At 68.7% G+C, this 15,602-nt stretch carries 14 protein-coding genes; 7 read left to right on the top strand and 7 right to left on the bottom strand.

Features of this window, described 5'->3' with window-relative positions; genetic code table 11:
• Window positions 1–2 precede the first annotated feature (2 nt).
• A complete protein-coding gene (gene glyA / locus OP79_RS16610; protein ID WP_033320996.1) occupies window positions 3–1,265 on the top strand; it encodes a serine hydroxymethyltransferase in 1,263 nt (420 codons plus the stop codon).
• Between the two features lie 112 nt (window positions 1,266–1,377).
• Window positions 1,378–2,745 carry an L-serine ammonia-lyase gene (locus OP79_RS16605; RefSeq protein ID WP_033320995.1) on the top strand — a complete coding sequence of 456 codons (1,368 nt, stop codon included), beginning with the start codon at window positions 1,378–1,380 and terminating at the stop codon, window positions 2,743–2,745.
• A 61-nt stretch (window positions 2,746–2,806) separates the two neighbouring features.
• On the opposite strand, the gene OP79_RS16600 is transcribed toward OP79_RS16605, so the two are convergent.
• Window positions 2,807–3,307, bottom strand: a complete 501-nt coding sequence (locus OP79_RS16600) for an NUDIX domain-containing protein (RefSeq protein WP_033320994.1) — start codon at window positions 3,305–3,307, stop codon at window positions 2,807–2,809.
• A gap of 167 nt (window positions 3,308–3,474) precedes the next feature.
• On the opposite strand from OP79_RS16600, the gene OP79_RS16595 reads away from it, so the two are divergent.
• Window positions 3,475–4,032: a glycoside hydrolase family 25 protein gene (locus OP79_RS16595; RefSeq protein ID WP_033320993.1), complete on the top strand. Its 558-nt coding sequence runs from the start codon at window positions 3,475–3,477 to the stop codon at window positions 4,030–4,032.
• 179 nt (window positions 4,033–4,211) lie between these two features.
• Here the strand turns inward: OP79_RS16595 and OP79_RS16590 are convergent, their stop codons facing one another.
• Entirely contained in the window at window positions 4,212–6,410 is a 2,199-nt protein-coding gene (locus tag OP79_RS16590) for an MMPL family transporter (RefSeq protein ID WP_033320992.1), read from the bottom strand.
• 110 nt (window positions 6,411–6,520) lie between these two features.
• On the opposite strand from OP79_RS16590, the gene OP79_RS16585 reads away from it, so the two are divergent.
• Entirely contained in the window at window positions 6,521–7,171 is a 651-nt protein-coding gene (locus OP79_RS16585) for a TetR/AcrR family transcriptional regulator (RefSeq protein ID WP_033320991.1), read from the top strand.
• Between the two features lie 151 nt (window positions 7,172–7,322).
• Here the strand turns inward: OP79_RS16585 and OP79_RS16580 are convergent, their stop codons facing one another.
• Window positions 7,323–7,535 carry an EF-hand domain-containing protein gene (locus tag OP79_RS16580; RefSeq protein ID WP_033320990.1) on the bottom strand — a complete coding sequence of 71 codons (213 nt, stop codon included), beginning with the start codon at window positions 7,533–7,535 and terminating at the stop codon, window positions 7,323–7,325.
• A 171-nt stretch (window positions 7,536–7,706) separates the two neighbouring features.
• Here OP79_RS16580 and OP79_RS16575 point away from each other — a divergent pair, with 171 nt between their 5' ends.
• Window positions 7,707–7,931, top strand: a complete 225-nt coding sequence (locus OP79_RS16575) for a hypothetical protein (RefSeq protein WP_033320989.1) — start codon at window positions 7,707–7,709, stop codon at window positions 7,929–7,931.
• Entirely contained in the window at window positions 7,928–8,581 is a 654-nt protein-coding gene (locus tag OP79_RS16570; RefSeq protein ID WP_033320988.1) for a GNAT family N-acetyltransferase, read from the top strand. Before OP79_RS16575 ends, OP79_RS16570 begins: the two co-directional genes overlap by 4 nt.
• Before the next feature lie 27 nt (window positions 8,582–8,608).
• Here the strand turns inward: OP79_RS16570 and OP79_RS16565 are convergent, their stop codons facing one another.
• The 4 genes from OP79_RS16565 to OP79_RS16550 all read right to left on the bottom strand — a co-directional run bounded on the left by OP79_RS16565 (window position 8,609) and on the right by OP79_RS16550 (window position 12,951).
• The gene (locus OP79_RS16565; RefSeq protein WP_033320987.1) at window positions 8,609–9,115 is read right to left on the bottom strand and encodes an ATP-binding protein; all 507 of its coding nucleotides are present in this window, start codon (window positions 9,113–9,115) and stop codon (window positions 8,609–8,611) included.
• Window positions 9,116–9,393: 278 nt separating this feature from the next.
• Window positions 9,394–10,161: an enoyl-CoA hydratase/isomerase family protein gene (locus OP79_RS16560; protein ID WP_033320986.1), complete on the bottom strand. Its 768-nt coding sequence runs from the start codon at window positions 10,159–10,161 to the stop codon at window positions 9,394–9,396.
• 139 nt (window positions 10,162–10,300) lie between these two features.
• On the bottom strand, window positions 10,301–11,551 hold the full coding sequence (locus OP79_RS16555) for a L,D-transpeptidase (protein ID WP_211270810.1): 1,251 nt from the start codon (window positions 11,549–11,551) through the stop codon (window positions 10,301–10,303).
• A gap of 191 nt (window positions 11,552–11,742) precedes the next feature.
• Window positions 11,743–12,951: a L,D-transpeptidase gene (locus OP79_RS16550; protein ID WP_078491832.1), complete on the bottom strand. Its 1,209-nt coding sequence runs from the start codon at window positions 12,949–12,951 to the stop codon at window positions 11,743–11,745.
• A gap of 311 nt (window positions 12,952–13,262) precedes the next feature.
• Between OP79_RS16550 and glgX the strand changes: the two genes are divergently transcribed.
• Window positions 13,263–15,593, top strand: coding sequence for a glycogen debranching protein GlgX (gene glgX / locus OP79_RS16545; RefSeq protein ID WP_033320984.1), 2,331 nt, complete (start codon window positions 13,263–13,265; stop codon window positions 15,591–15,593).
• Window positions 15,594–15,602 lie beyond the last annotated feature (9 nt).

Below are 15,602 nucleotides of genomic sequence, written 5' to 3'. Positions count from 1 at the left end.
TGATGTCGCTTCTGAACCAGCCCCTGCACGAACTCGACCCGGACGTCGCCGCCGCCGTCGACGCCGAGCTGAACCGTCAGCAGTCCACCCTGGAGATGATCGCCTCGGAGAACTTCGCTCCGGTCGCGGTCATGGAGGCCCAGGGCTCGGTCCTCACCAACAAGTACGCCGAGGGTTACCCGGGTCGCCGCTACTACGGCGGCTGTGAGCACGTCGACGTCGTCGAGCGGATCGCCATCGAGCGGATCAAGGAGCTCTTCGGCGCCGAACACGCCAACGTCCAGCCCCACTCGGGCGCCCAGGCCAACGCCGCCGCGATGTTCGCCCTGCTCAAGCCCGGCGACACGATCATGGGCCTGAACCTCGCCCACGGCGGGCACCTGACCCACGGCATGAAGATCAACTTCTCCGGCAAGCTCTACAACGTCGTCGCGTACCACGTGGACGACGCGACCGGCCAGGTCGACATGGCCGAGGTCGAGAAGCTGGCCAAGGAGTCCCAGCCGAAGCTGATCGTGGCGGGCTGGTCGGCGTACCCGCGTCAACTCGACTTCGCCGCCTTCCGCCGCATCGCGGACGAGGTCGGCGCGTACCTGATGGTCGACATGGCGCACTTCGCGGGCCTGGTCGCGGCGGGCCTGCACCCGAACCCCGTCCCGCACGCGCATGTCGTCACGACCACCACCCACAAGACGCTGGGCGGTCCGCGCGGTGGCGTGATCCTGTCCACGGCGGAACTGGCGAAGAAGATCAACTCGGCTGTCTTCCCGGGTCAGCAGGGCGGCCCTCTGGAGCATGTGATCGCCGCCAAGGCCGTCTCCTTCAAGGTCGCGGCCTCGGAGGAGTTCAAGGAGCGCCAGCAGCGCACGCTGGAGGGCGCGCGGATCCTCGCCGAGCGCCTGATGCGGGACGACGTCACCTCGGCCGGCGTCTCGGTGCTGTCCGGCGGCACGGACGTACACCTCGTCCTCGTCGACCTGCGCCACTCCGAGCTCGACGGCCAGCAGGCCGAGGACCGCCTCCACGAGGTCGGCATCACCGTCAACCGCAACGCCGTCCCGAACGACCCGCGCCCACCGATGGTGACGTCGGGGCTCAGGATCGGTACGCCCGCCCTCGCCACCCGCGGCTTCACGGCCGAGGACTTCGCCGAGGTCGCGGACATCATCGCCGAGGCACTGAAGCCCGTCTACGACGCCGAGTCGCTGAAGGCCCGGGTGTCCGCGCTGGCCGACAGGCACCCGCTGTACGCCGGTCTGAAGTAGGTCCGTACGTTCCGGGCGCCTTGTTCGGGCGCTTTCTTCGGGGCACCGCGCACACTGGACGTACGTGCGCGGTGCCCCACCCCATGCACCACCTTGTAGTTGAGGAGTCACCGTGGCCATCTCGGTCTTCGACCTTTTCTCGATCGGCATCGGCCCGTCCAGCTCCCACACGGTCGGCCCGATGCGCGCGGCGCGGATGTTCGCCCGCCGCCTGAAGAACGAGGGCCTGCTGGCCCCGACGGCCTCGATACGCGCCGAGTTGTACGGCTCCCTCGGCGCGACCGGACACGGCCACGGAACCCCGAAGGCGGTGCTGCTAGGCCTGGAGGGCGCTTCCCCGCGGACCGTGGACGTCGAGTCGGCGGACGAGCGAGTGGACGCGATCCGCTCCGAAAAGTCCCTGAAACTGCTCGGCAAGCACCGAATCCCCTTCTCCTTCGACGACGACCTGATCCTCCACCGCCGCAAGACGCTGCCGTACCACGCGAACGGCATGACGCTCTGGGCGTACGACGCTTCCGGCGCCGAACTCCTCTCCAAGACGTACTACTCCGTGGGCGGCGGCTTCGTCGTAGACGATGACGCGGTCGGCGCGGACCGGATCAAGCTCGACGACACAGTCCTCAAGTACCCCTTCCGCACGGGCGACGAGCTGCTGCGCCTGACCCGGGAGACGGGCCTGTCGATCTCCGCGCTGATGCTGGAGAACGAGCGGGCGTGGCGCACGGAGGAGGAGATCCGCGAGGGGCTTCTCGCCATCTGGCGGGTGATGCAGGCCTGCGTCGCACGCGGTATGTCCCGCGAGGGCATCCTGCCCGGCGGCCTGAAGGTCCGCCGCAGGGCCGCCGTCTCCGCACGCCAACTCCGGGCGGAGGGTGACCCGTTGGCCCACGCGATGGAGTGGATCACGCTCTACGCGATGGCCGTGAACGAGGAGAACGCGGCGGGCGGCCGGGTCGTGACCGCCCCGACCAACGGCGCGGCGGGCATCATCCCGGCAGTCCTGCACTACTACATCAACTTCGTGCCGGGCGCCGACGAGGACGGAGTGGTCCGCTTCCTGCTCGCCGCCGGAGCGATCGGCATGCTCTTCAAGGAGAACGCCTCCATCTCCGGCGCCGAGGTCGGCTGCCAGGGCGAGGTCGGCTCCGCCTGCTCCATGGCGGCGGGCGCATTCGCCGAGGTCCTGGGCGGCTCCCCCGAACAGGTCGAGAACGCCGCCGAGATCGGCATGGAACACAACCTCGGCCTCACCTGCGACCCCGTCGGCGGCCTCGTCCAGATCCCCTGCATCGAACGCAACGGCATGGCCGCGGTGAAGGCGGTCACCGCCGCGAAGATGGCCATGCGCGGGGACGGTTCCCACAAGGTGTCCCTCGACAAGGTCATCAAGACGATGAAGGACACGGGCGCCGACATGAGCGTGAAGTACAAGGAGACGGCGCGGGGCGGGCTGGCGGTGAACATCATCGAGTGCTGAGGGCGCCCGTCCGCCGGGCCGTCCACTCACGCAAGGCGCCGCCCCGCGCTGAAGCCCTTCCCTACCTCCAGCCGTCCAGGAACACCTGAGGGCCACCCTTGAGGTAGCTGTGGAGGGCACTTGCGGTGGACCTCACGAACTCGTCGGGGATGGCGTCGACGTCAACCCAGCGGACCTGGGCGTGCTTGTGCGGTTCTCGGTTTTCGGGTTCGCCAGTCCATTCGTGGGTGGCGAAGACGACCGTGAGGAAGCCGTTGGGGGCTCCGACGCCCCAGGCGCAGTGGATGATGTGGGCGATCTTCAGCGACTCCGGCTTCACGGTGAGGCCGGTCTCCTCGTAGAGCTCGCGTACGGCGGTTTCGGTGATGGGTTCGCCGGGTTCGCTCTTGCCGACCGGGAGGTCCCACATGCCCTGGGCGAACTTGGCGTTCTGGCCGCGCTGGAGGAGGACGACGCGGTTGGTGGCCTTGTCGTGGACGATGACGGCGGCGACCAGCGCGGTCATGGATTCCAGGGCGGGCTTGAACGCCTTGGGCTTGTCATCGGCTGACCTCTGAGCCACGGTTGCGTCCCTTCATCGGCAAGTGAGTGGGCAGCTTACGCTTTGCGCCTGCGTTCGACAGAACATCCATGCGAGGGTGGGGCGGCTGAAGTAAGGGAAAAAGCAAGGTAGTTGCAGCTTTCCTGCCCCCCCACTTTCCTCTCCCCCACTGCACGGAGGATCCCCCCATGCTGCGCGGCATCGATGTCAGTTCCTATCAGTCGTCCTCGTACAACACCGATGGCCTGTCCTTCGTCTTCGTCAAGGCGACGGAGGGCCGTTCGTACGTCAACCCCAAACTCGGCGCCCAGACGAAGACGGCCCGCGACGCCGGCTGCGTGGTCGGCTTCTACCACTTCCTCTGGCCCGGCAACCTCACCGCCCAGGCCGAGTACTTCGTCAGCAAGGCCCCGGAAAAGGCGGGCGACATCCTCGCGGTGGACTGGGAAACGACGAGTGAGGGCACGCATGCCAGCAACTCCGAGAAGGACCGCTTCATCAAGAAGGTGAAGGAATTGCGGCCGAACCACCGGGTCGTCTTGTACGCGAACAGGAATTACTGGTTGAACATCGACACGACCTCGTACGCGGGCGACGGCCTCTGGATCGCCGACTACGTCACCGCGGGCAAGCCCCGCATCCAGGCCAAGTGGCGCTTTCACCAGTACACCGATGACCCACTGGACAAGAACGTGGCCGATTTCAGCAGCAAAGCTGCGCTGAAGAAATGGGCCCAGGGCGGCTGAATCGCCTACTCGCGTAACAAAGCGGCCAGTTCCATCCGGAGCCGCCTGGCGGGCGATTCCCTCGATCAGGCGTCCGAGTACCGCTCCTGCCCCGCGGTCAGCGCCGAACGCGTCCGTCCTGAGGCGCTCGACCGGAAATCCCGGCCGAGCGCCTGCGTCAACTGCGAGCCGCCAGAAGGTCAGACCTTGGCGGGCGTCCGCTCCTCCTCGGCGGGCGCGCCCTCGGTGAGGCCCAGCCGGCCGTGCACCGCGCGCAGCGGCTTCGGCGCGTACCAGGCCGTACGGCCGAGGAGGCGCATGGCCGCCGGTACCAGTACCCCGCGTACAGCCACCGCGTCGATCAGGATCGCCAGGCCGCTGCCGAGCCCGAACATCTGGATGAAGCTGACCTGGGCCGTGCCGAAGGCGAAGAAGCTCACCGCGAGCAGCCCGGCGGCCATGGTCACGATCCGCCCGGTGTGCGAGAGCCCACTGGTGACGGCGGTCTCGGTGTCGGCGCCCGCGTCGTGCAGCTCCTTGATCCGGCTGGTCACGAAGACCTCGTAGTCCATGGACAGGCCGAAGGCGATGCAGAACATGAGCACCGTCATGGAGGTGTCCATCGGCTGCGGCGTGAAGCCGAGCAGGGAGGACAGATGGCCGTCCTGGAAGATCCACACCATCACGCCGATGGCCGCGGTGAGGCTGACGGCGTTGAGGACCAGCGCGCGCAGTGGCTGGACCACGCTGCCGGTGAACAGGAAGAGGAGTACGAATGTGGTGACCGCTACGAGAGCGATGGCGGCCGGGAGCCGGTCGGCGATCGAGTCCTTGGAGTCGACGAGGCGCGCGTCGGTGCCGCCGACCAGTGTCTGGGTCCCGGCCGGCGGATCCACCGCCCGTACGTCCTTGACCAGGTCCTGGGCCTCGTCCGACTTGGGGGTGAGGCCGGTGACGACCGTGATCCGCTGGGCGTCGGGTCGGCCCAGTGCGGCATTCGCGGGGCCTGGCGGGGTGGCGCGGCCCTCGCTGAATGTGCCGGCGGACGTCTCGACCCGCACGGCGCCGTCGAGCCGCGACAGCTCGGTCGCGTACGAGCGCAGCCCGTCCGCGGCCACCGGCCCGGTCGTGACGATCTGCACCGCCGAGTCGTCGCTGCCGCTGAAGTCGCGCTGGACCTCGGTGGCGACCTGCCGGCTCTGGGCGCTCTCGGGCAGGACCCGCTCGTCCGGCGTGCCGAAGGTGACGCCGAGCAGCGGGCTCGCGGCGAGCAGCAGGATCCCGAGGACCGGAAGTGCGGTCAGCGCGGGCCTGCGCATGACCGTGCGGGCCAGCCGGCCCCAGAAGGGCGCCTCGGCGCTGCGTACGGTCTGGGCCCAGGGCAGGCGGCCGCTGTTGACCCGGTGGCCGAGCACGGCGAGCAGCGCCGGGACGACGAGCAGGGCGCTGACGGCGGCGATGATCACCACGCCGATGCCCGCGTAGGCGAAGGAGCGCAGGAAGAACTGCGGGAAGACCAGTAGGGCGGCGAGTGCGGCGGCGACGGTCGCCGCCGAGAAGACGATGGTCCGCCCGGCCGTCCGTACGGTGTGCCGGAGCGCCTCGGGGACATCGGCGCCCTCCGCGAGGTGCTCGCGGAACCGGCTGATCATGAGCAGGGCGTAGTCGATGCCGAGGCCGAGACCGAGGGCGGTGGTGAGGTTGATCGAGAACACCGACACGTTGGTGATGCTGCCGAGCACATAGAGCTCGGCGAAGGTGCCGACGATCGCGATCAGCCCGATGACCAGGGGCAGCAGTGCCGCGACGAGGCTGCCAAAGGCGATCACGAGCAGGATGAGGATCAGGGGCACGGCGATCGTCTCGGCCAGGGCGAGGTCCTTGGCGACCTGGGTGGGTACTTCGTCGCCGACCGCGGCCTCTCCGCCGGCCTGCACGGTCAGCCCGTTCCGGTCGCCGGTGTACTCGTCGATGAGCGCCGAGGCGTTGTCGCCCTGCTCGGTGTCGTCGCCCTTGACGTGGGCCAGCACCAGCGCCGCGTCGCCGTCCCGGGAGGTCAGCGTGGCGGCGCCGGTGTCCCAGTACGAGATCACGTTCGCCACGGTGGATTCGTCCTTGAGCTCCGAGGTGAGGGTGCGGCCCGCGCGTTCGGCGGCGGCGGAACCGAGGTCGCCGTCGTCGGCCCGTACCAGCAGGACCAGATTGGTCTCGCCGCCGAACTTCTCGTCGATGAGCTCCTGGGCGTGGGTCGAGGGCGCGTTCGGATCCTCGAAGCCGCCGCCCAGGAGCTTGCCGAACGCCCCGAAGCCGATGGCCCCCATCGCGACCACGGCCACCACGGTCAGTGTCAGTACGAGTCGGCCCCGGTGGAGGGCCAGCTCGGCAATTCGATCGAACACGGTGATCGCCTCCGGATGTTTATGCCGTTAACATAGACGGTGACACAGGATGTTAACGGCGTCAACTTCGGGATTCGGGCGGGATTGGAGTCATCGGGCAGGATGGAGTCATGGGAGCGATCACTGGCGGCAAGTCCCGCTACCACCACGGCGATCTCCGTAACGCGCTGATCGGGGCCGCCGTGGAACTCGCGGCCGAGGGCGGCCCCGAGCGGGTCGTCCTGCGCGAGGCGGCCCGCAGCGTCGGCGTGTCGCCCACCGCCGCGTACCGCCACTTCAGCGGCCAGGGAGATCTCCTCCATGCCGTGAAGGCTCGTGGCCAGCAGGCGCTCGTCGCGTCGATGACCGAGGCCCTGCACGCGCTGCCCCCGCTCGACGACCCCGGGGAGGAGGCCGTGCGCAGGGCCGAGACGATCGGGCGCGGGTACGTACGGTTCGCGATCGAGCACCCCGGGCTCTTCCGCACCGCCTTCTGCCGTACGACCACGGAGGAGCCCGATGCCTTCACAGGCCTCGAAGCCCCCGACGACAGACCGGAGTTCGCGGCGTTCGTGGAGCTCTCCGACACGCTCGACGCGCTCGTGGCCACGGGCCGGATGCGGCCGGAGAACCGGCCCGCCGCCGAGGTCGCCGCCTGGTCGACCGTCCACGGCCTCTCGCTGCTCATCCTTGACGGGCCCCTCGCCCACCTCCCCGCCGATCAGCGCGACGCGGTCGTCGAACGCACCCTCACCACGATCGTGGCGGGCCTTGTCCGGTAGGTGTCGTGTCTCAGGGGGGTTGGTCCCACGGCGTCGTCGCATGAGCGGGAAGGTGCCGAGCCATTCCGGGAGTTGATCGATACGGATCGGGCGACGCGGATGACGAAGGGCGCCCTCCGCATTCCGCGGTGGGCGCCCCAAGTTGCTCGGCTCACTTGTTCAGGTAGTTCCAGAACTCGTCGAACGAGAGAAGCTTGTCGCCGTTGAGGTCTCGGTCGGCGATCACGGACTCTGCCACGGACTCGGTGACGTTCCAGTCGCCGCCTTGGGCCAGGGCGGTCTTGAACTCGGCGGCGGTGATGAAGCCGTCACCGTCCGTGTCAATCCGCTGGAACTGCTTGCGTGCTTCCTCGATGTCCGCCACCGGGTGCCCCTTCGTGCTGTGTCACTGTCGACCATGCCTTGCTGTCGGGGGTCAGATTAACCGGCTGGCTGGGAACGAAGTGCGGCGACCACCCGGGCCGGAGTGGGCAGCTAGCAATTGCTAGATCATGCTAGCCAGCGGTAAACCGCAGATCCTCACCAGGGAGCAACCATGCACGCCCAGGACACGAAACAGCTCAACGTGCGCCTCCCCGCCGAGCTGGTCGACAAGGCGAAGGCCATAGCGCACGAGCGCGGCATGATGCTCTCCGGCTACATCCGCACACTGATCGAGCGGGACCTGGAGGGTAAGGACATCCCTGACGAGAACGTGCCGCCGCATGTACTGGCCGCCGCGAAGGCCTTCGCCGAGGCGCTGGAGGCCGGGCGCAGATGAGTGAGGACTTCACGCCTGGCGCCTTGCGGGACATTCTCGATGCCGCAGCCCGTGGGGAGTTCCCGCCGGCGGACGGTGGTGTCAGCGTCGTACCGCAGCATGGTCGGCGGGACGCGGGTGTCATCGCCTTCACCGCGCACTCCGTCGTGTTCACGGACGAGGATCCGGAGTGGGTGCGTGCGCAGTTGCAGTCCCTGGACTGCGACGCCCTCGCGGCGGCCATGAACCCGCGGTTCCTCGCCGCCTTCATGGACCGTACGGGGCGTACGACGGACACCATCGATCTGCTGGCCGTCGCGACGCCCGTGCCGGGTCCGCCGTCGCTCGCGCTGTCGGAGCTGCGCGACCCCGACCATCCCCGGGTCGCCCGCGCCCGCAAGCGGCGTGACGAGGTGCGCGTATGGGCCGTCGACGGTGGCGTACTCGTCCTGGGGCGCGGGGTCGCGGGACGCCTGGAGGCCGCGGTCGAGGTGGAGGAGTCCGTACGGCACCGGGGGCTGGGGCGTGCGCTGGCCTCGGCGGCACGGCACCTCGGCGCGGGCGAACCCGTCTGGGCGCAGTTGGCGGCCGGGAACGCCCGTAGCGTAAGGGCCTTTCAGGCGGCCGGGTTCCGGCCGGTCGGAGCGGAGGCCCTGCTCGTCGCGCACTGAGCCCGGCGGTCAGCTGTGCGGTGCTCGTCAGCGGTCGGAGGCCACCCGGATCTCGAACCACGTCGTCTTGCCGCGGGGCAGCAGGTCGACGCCCCAGCGGTCGGAGAGTTTGTCGACGAGGTACAGGCCGCGGCCGCTGATGTCCATTTCCTGGACAGGCATGAGGCAGGGGAGACCGCGGGAGGGGTCGCGAACCTCGATGCGGATCCAGCCGCGGCGGCTGCGCATGCGGAGGCCGAAGACGCGGGCGCCGGTGTGGCGTACGGCGTTGCCGACGAGTTCGGAGACCAGGAGTACGGCGTCCTCGGCGATCTTCGGGGAGAGTCCCCACTCGCGCAGGACGACCACCTGGGTCAGCCGGCGCGCGGTGGCCGCCGACTCGGGACGGGACGGCAACGGAACCTCGGCCTGCGTCGGGTTGCCGAACAACTCCAGTGCCTTCAGTGCGCGTTCGTCCTCGACTCCGGGTGACCAACGCGCCGCGGTCGCACTCGCGTGCCGCCGCGGCTGTTCCATACCCTCCAGCCCCGCCATGCCCCCATCATGGCCGCCCAGAGCGGCTTTCGGGGCCGTTCCAGGGGAATACGCCCCCGGGAACCCTCCGTTCCAAGCCAGCCGGAAGGCATATGCCACGGGTAGTGCGCGAGGCGGTGCAGACCGATTGACCTGCGACGACAGTCCAGTCGGGGGCAATCGCCGACGGCCCCCGACCAGGCGACCTCGAGTTCGACTCAAGGCTCATACAAACCGCCCCATCGGGGGACGCCGGCGTAAGACGCCGCGTCAACTGCCGGTTGATCAGAGCAAGTTGATCAGAGGAACTTCGCCTTCCCAGGCCCTTCCTCCACAAAGCTCCGCATCCCCCGCTCCCGGTCCTCCGTCGCGAACAGCCCCGCGAACCAGTTGCGTTCCACCGCGAGCCCGGTCTCGAGGTCCGTCTCAAGACCCACGTCCACCGACTCCTTGGCGGCCCGCAGTGCGAGCGCCGGTCCCTGCGCGAGCTTGGCGGCCCATGTGTGCGCCTGCTCGTACACCTCGGCGGCGGGCACGACCCGGTCCACCAGTCCGAGCGTGAGTGCCTCGTCGGCCCTGACCATACGGCCGGTGAAGATGAGGTCCTTGGCGCGTGAGGGCCCGATCAGCCGGGACAGGCGCTGGGTGCCACCCGCCCCGGGGATCAGCCCGAGCAGGATCTCCGGCTGGCCGAGCTTCGCGTTGTCCGCGGCGATCCGGTAGTCCGCGCACAGTGCCAGCTCGCAGCCCCCGCCCAGCGCGTAACCGGTGACCGCGGCCACCACCGGCTTGGGGATACGGGTCACGGCGGTGAAGGAGTCCTGCAGGGCCCGGGACCGTACGACCATCGCCGTATGGTCCATGGCCTGCATCTCCTTGATGTCCGCGCCCGCCGCGAACACCTTCTCGCCGCCGTAGAGGATCACGGCGCGCACGTCCTCGCGACGCGTGGCCTCCTCCGCGAGTTCCTTGAGCCTGTCCTGTGTGGCGACGTCCAGCGCGTTCATGGGGGGACGGTCGAGGCGGATCGTGCCGACGCCTTCGGCGACTTCGAGATGCACAGTCATGAAGGAAGGTTAACGGCGACTAACGACAACGGGCCCGGTGTGCTCAGTCACAGCACATCGGGCCCGTCACGGTCACACCCAACTGTCACGCCGGCGGTCACACCGGACCGTCACGCCAGGCCCGTACGACCGGAGTCGTCTACCACTTGTCCCACGGCATGTTCCAGCCGTTGAGACCGTTGTCCGGATCGATGATCCGGTCGTTGGAGTTCTTCACGATCACCACGTCGCCGATCATCGAGCGGTCGAAGAACCAGCCCGCCGGACTCGAGGAGCTGCCGCCCTTCAGGTCGCGCAGGCCGATGCAGCCATGGCTGGCGTTGTAGTTGCCGAAGGCGCCGCCGCCCCAGTAGTTGCCGTGGATGAAGGTGCCCGAGGTCGACAGACGCATGGCGTGCGATACGTCCTTGATGTCGTACTCGCCGCCGTAGCCGACCGTTTCGCCGTTCATACGGGTCATTTCGTGGCGCTCGGTGATGACCATCTGGCCGTTCCAGGTCTCGTAACCCGGCTTGCCCGTGGTGACCGGGATGGTCTTGATGACCTTGCCGTCGCGCTTGACGGTCATCTTCTTGGACTTGACGTCCACGGTGGAGATCTGGCTGCGGCCGATGGTGAACTCCACGGTCTTGGCCTGCTCGCCGTAGACGCCGGGCCGGCCCTTCACGCCGTCGAGGTCGAGGTCGACCGTGACCTTCGTACCGGGCTTCCAGTATTTCTCCGGACGGAAGTCCAGCCGGTCGTTGCCGAACCAGTGGCCCTTGACCTCCACAGCGGGCTCCGTCTTGATGCGGATGGCCTTCTCGACGTCCTCGGGGTTGGTGATGCCCCGCGTGAAGTTGATTGAGAAGGGCATTCCGACGCCGACCTTGGAACCGTCCTCGGGTGTGAAGATGCCGACGAAGGTGTTCTTCGGGGTCAGCGTCGTGAAGCTGGACTCTTCGGTCGCCTGGCGGCCCTCGGAGTCCTTGGCCGTGGCCTGAACCTTGTACTTCGTGTCGGACGCCAGGTGGTACGTGGGCGTCCAACTCGCCCCGCCGTCAGTGATGTTGCCCGCTACCGCCTTGCCCTTCGCATCCTCGACAGTGACCTTGGTCAGTTTGCCCTTGGCCGCGGATATCTTCAGGGCGCCGCTGGTGTCCACGTCGTCGGCGCCGTCCTTGGGCGCTATGGTCACGACGGCCTGTGAGGTCTTGGTCTCGGCCTGGTCAGAGCCGCCCTTGCCGTTCTTGTCGCCGCTGGAGCCCGAGTCGGACCCCCCTCCGCCGCCGCACGCCGTCACGGCGATCAGCAGCACGCCGAGTATCAGCGCCAGAAGCCCCGTACGCCCTGTACGTCCGTGCCCCCGTGCGCCAACCGACGCCCCCGATATCGGTCGCCCGTTGTTCAACTTGCTTCTCCCCTCGCACGGCCCGTCAACCGGGCCCGCACTCCTGCGCGTCGCACGCGCGCACCGCGCCAATTAACCATATGACCAGCAGCGGTGGCTCCTCGTAATTGTCACTTTTCAGTCGCAAGTTCAGCTGAAAGTGATCTCGTGTTCACGTCCCTCTGTCCGTCTTATGTCCCGCCCATGTCCGGCTAATTCATGGCGGAGCCCGCCTTCCACTCCTTCCATGCCATGTTCCATCCCCCGAGCCCGTTGTCGGGAGCGACCTTCTTGTCATCGCTGTGCACGACTTCGACGACGTCACCGACCAGGCTGCGGTCGAAGAACCAGCCCGCGGGGGTCGTGGAGCTGCCGCCCTTCACATCGCGCAGGCCCACACAGCCGTGGCTGACATTGGTGTTGCCGAAGACGCCGCGCGCCCAGTAGTTGCCGTGCAGGAAGGTCCCGGAGTTGGTGAGCCGCATCGCGTGCGGGACGTCCGGGATGTCGTACTCGCCCTTGCCGTCGGCGTCCTTGAAACCGACGGTGGCGCCGTTCATCCGGGTCACCTCGAGTTTCTCGGTGACCACCATCTTCCCGTTGTACGTCGTGGATTCGGGGGCGCCCGCGGTGATCGGCACGGTGGCGAGGAGCTTGCCGTCGCGGCGTACCTCCATGGTGTGCTCGGCGGCGTCGACGAGGCTGGTCTGGCTGCGGCCGACAGTGAAGGAGTAGGTCCGGTGCTGGACCCCGTAGACGCCGGGCGCCGCCTCGACGTCCCGTAGCCGCAGGGCGACGGTGACCTTCGTACCCGGCTTCCAGTATTTCTCGGGCCTGAAGTCCAGCCGGTTCCTGCCGAACCAGTGCGGGCGGATCTCGACGGCGGGACGTGCCCGTACGTGGATCGCGCGCTCGACGGCCGCCTGGTTCTGGATCTCGCGGTTGAACTGGAGCGAGACGATCATTCCGGTGCCGACGGTCGACGGGTACGCGGGGGTGACGTGTCCGATGAGCCGCTTGCCGGGGACGTGCGTCCGGAACGTCGTATGCCGCGCGATCCGCCGTCCGTGCCCGTCGAGGGCGACCGCGTCCACGGTGTACGTGGCGGCCGGCTCCAGCCTTCCGTCGCCGGCCGGCCGCCAGGTCATGCCGTCCGCTTCGATGCGCCCGGGGACCGGGGACTCCTGCGCGTCGGACTCCTGCGTGTCCCGGGACTTGACGACCTTCACCGACTCCAGGCGCCCGGACTCCACCTGTACTTTCAGCTCCTGGTCCGGGCGTACGGCCTTGCTGCCGTCGTCGGGCAGGATGCGGATCGTCTCCTCGGGTGAGCGGGGTTTGCCGAGCACGCTGTCGAGCCCGTGGGAGGTGCATGCCGTGGCAGCGGCCAGCAGCCCTGCCCATGTCAGTACGGCGGTCATCACTGACTGTGTGCGCCGTGTGCGCCTGTGTGCATCCATCACGTGCACCCAACGATCATTCCCCTCCTGGGGAAACGTGAGTGCGAGCCTTGCTCTGGGCAGAACAGTGGGAAGGACGACGCGACGATGAGCCATGGCTGGCCGCGAGCCGAAGGGGCGCGTCGGTGTCGAGAGGGCGAGCGCGCGGAGGCCCGAAGGGCTGAGCACGATCGGCATCTCGACACCGACTGGAGCGCCCCGGAGGCGAGCCAAAATATAGGGCCATGTGTTCTTCTTGGCGCCGTTCAACCGAGCCGCTGGAGGTTGAACAGGTGTCGAGCGCACCCGAGCAGGAGATCGAGCAGATCGAGCAGCAGGAGGAGCGTGCGCCGGGCGACGGGCTGCCCGGTCAGCAGAAGCTCGCCCCGGCAGGCGGGCTGCCCGCTTCCGCTCCACAGGGGCGTGCCCCGTCCGCCGTGCTGAACGGCGCTGCGCGTACGGCGCCCGTCATGCCCGTATGGCCCGGTGCCCCGACCCCGCTGGGGGCGCGCTTCCGCGTCGGCCCCGACGGCGTGGCGGGCACCAACTTCGCGCTGTGGGCGGGCGGTGCCGAGTCGGTCGAGCTGTGCCTCTTCGACGACGAGGGCGTGGAGGTGCGGCTGCCTCTCACCGAGCTGACCCATGAGATCTGGCACGGTTTCGTGCCGGGCGTGCGGCCGGGACAGCGGTACGGCTTCCGTGTGCACGGCCGCTGGGACCCGTGGACCGGCGCCCGCTGGAACCCGGCGAAGCTCCTCCTCGATCCGTACGCGCGTGCCGTGGACGGCGAGTTCAGCTTGCCGCCCGAGGTGTACGGGCACGTCCGCGACTGGCCTCAGCAGCAGGTCGCCGACACCGTGCGCGACGACCGGGACTCGGCGCCGTACGTCCCGAAGGGTGTCGTCGTCCACGATGACGCGCCCGACGACGAGTGGGCGGACGACCGCCGCCCGAAGACGCCGTGGGCGGACTCGGTGATCTACGAGGTGCATGTACGCGGCTTCACCCGCCTGCATCCGGACATCCCCGAGGAACTACGGGGTACGTACGCAGGGTTGGCGCACCCGGCGGCGATCGAGCACCTGGTGAAGCTGGGTGTGACGGCGGTCGAGCTGCTGCCGGTGCACCAGTTCGCGCACGAGGATCATCTGCTGCGGCGGGGCCTGAAGAACTACTGGGGCTACAACTCCATCGGCTACTTCGCGCCCCACGCGGCGTACGCGGCCTCCGGGACGAGGGGCCAGCAGGTCGGCGAGTTCCGGCGCATGGTGCGCGCGCTGCACGCCGCCGGTATCGAGGTCATCCTCGACGTGGTCTACAACCACACGGCCGAGGCAAGCGAGTTGGGCCCGACGCTGTCGCTCCGCGGCATCGACAACCGCGGCTACTACCGGCTCCAGGAGGACGCACGGCGGTACGCGGACTACACGGGCTGTGGCAACACCCTGCACGTCGTCCAGCCGCACGTCCTGCGCCTGATCACGGACTCGCTGCGCTACTGGGTGACGGAGATGGGCGTGGACGGTTTCCGCTTCGACCTGGCGGCGGCGCTGGCCCGCTCGATGCACGACGTGGACATGCTGTCCCCGTTCCTGGCGGTCATCGCGCAGGACCCGGTGCTGCGCCGGGTGAAGTTGATCGCGGAACCCTGGGACGTGGGCTCTGGCGGCTACCAGGTGGGGGCGTTCCCACCGCTGTGGACGGAGTGGAACGACCGTTACCGCAACGCGGTACGCGACTTCTGGCGGGGCGCCCTGCCGGACGTACGCGACCTGGGATACCGCCTGTCCGGCTCCAGCGACCTGTACGCCTGGGGCGGCCGTCGCCCCTACGCCTCCGTGAACTTCGTGACCGCCCACGACGGCTTCACCCTCCGTGACCTGGTGTCCTACGAGCGCAAGCACAACGCGGCGAACGGGGAGGGGAACCGGGACGGCACGGACGACAACCGTTCCTGGAACGGGGGCGTGGAGGGCGAGACGGACGACCCGTCCATACGTGCGCTGCGGCGCCGTCAGCTGCGTAACCTGCTGACGACTCTGCTGCTCTCGACGGGCGTGCCCATGCTGCTCGCGGGTGACGAGCTGGGCCGGACCCAGCGGGGCAACAACAACGCGTACTGCCAGGACAACGAGCTGAGTTGGGTCGACTGGCGTCTGCTGGACGACCCCGAGTGGCGGCCCCTCTTCGACCTCACCTCCCGCCTGATCGCCCTGCGCCATGAGCACCCGGTGCTGCGAAGCCGGGCGTTCTTCTCGGGCAAGGCCCATTCCACGGACGGGCTGCGCGACCTGGCCTGGTTCACGGCCCACGGCAAGGAGATGACGGAACAGGACTGGTACGACCCGACCACCACGCTCGCCATGTACCTCTCCGGCCGCGACATCCCCGGCCGGGACGCCCAGGGCACCCCGATCACGGACGACAGCTTCCTCGCGGTCCTCCACGCGGGGGAGCAGCCGGTGAACTTCGTCCTCCCCGGGTCGCCTTGGGCGGAGAGCTACGAGGTCGTGGTGGATACGTCGCTGGAGGAGCAGGGGGTGGCGCCGGGGGTGGCGCATCGGGCGGGGGCGGGGATTTCGGTGCCGGGGCGGGCGGTTCTGCTGCTTCGGGTGGTGGGGTGAACCCAAGCG

The organism is Streptomyces yerevanensis (genome assembly GCF_000716805.1).
In the GTDB taxonomy this organism is placed as follows: domain Bacteria; phylum Actinomycetota; class Actinomycetes; order Streptomycetales; family Streptomycetaceae; genus Streptomyces; species Streptomyces flaveus.
The sequence above is the reverse complement of the archived record's forward strand: the minus strand, read 5'-3'. Positions and strand labels throughout refer to the sequence as shown.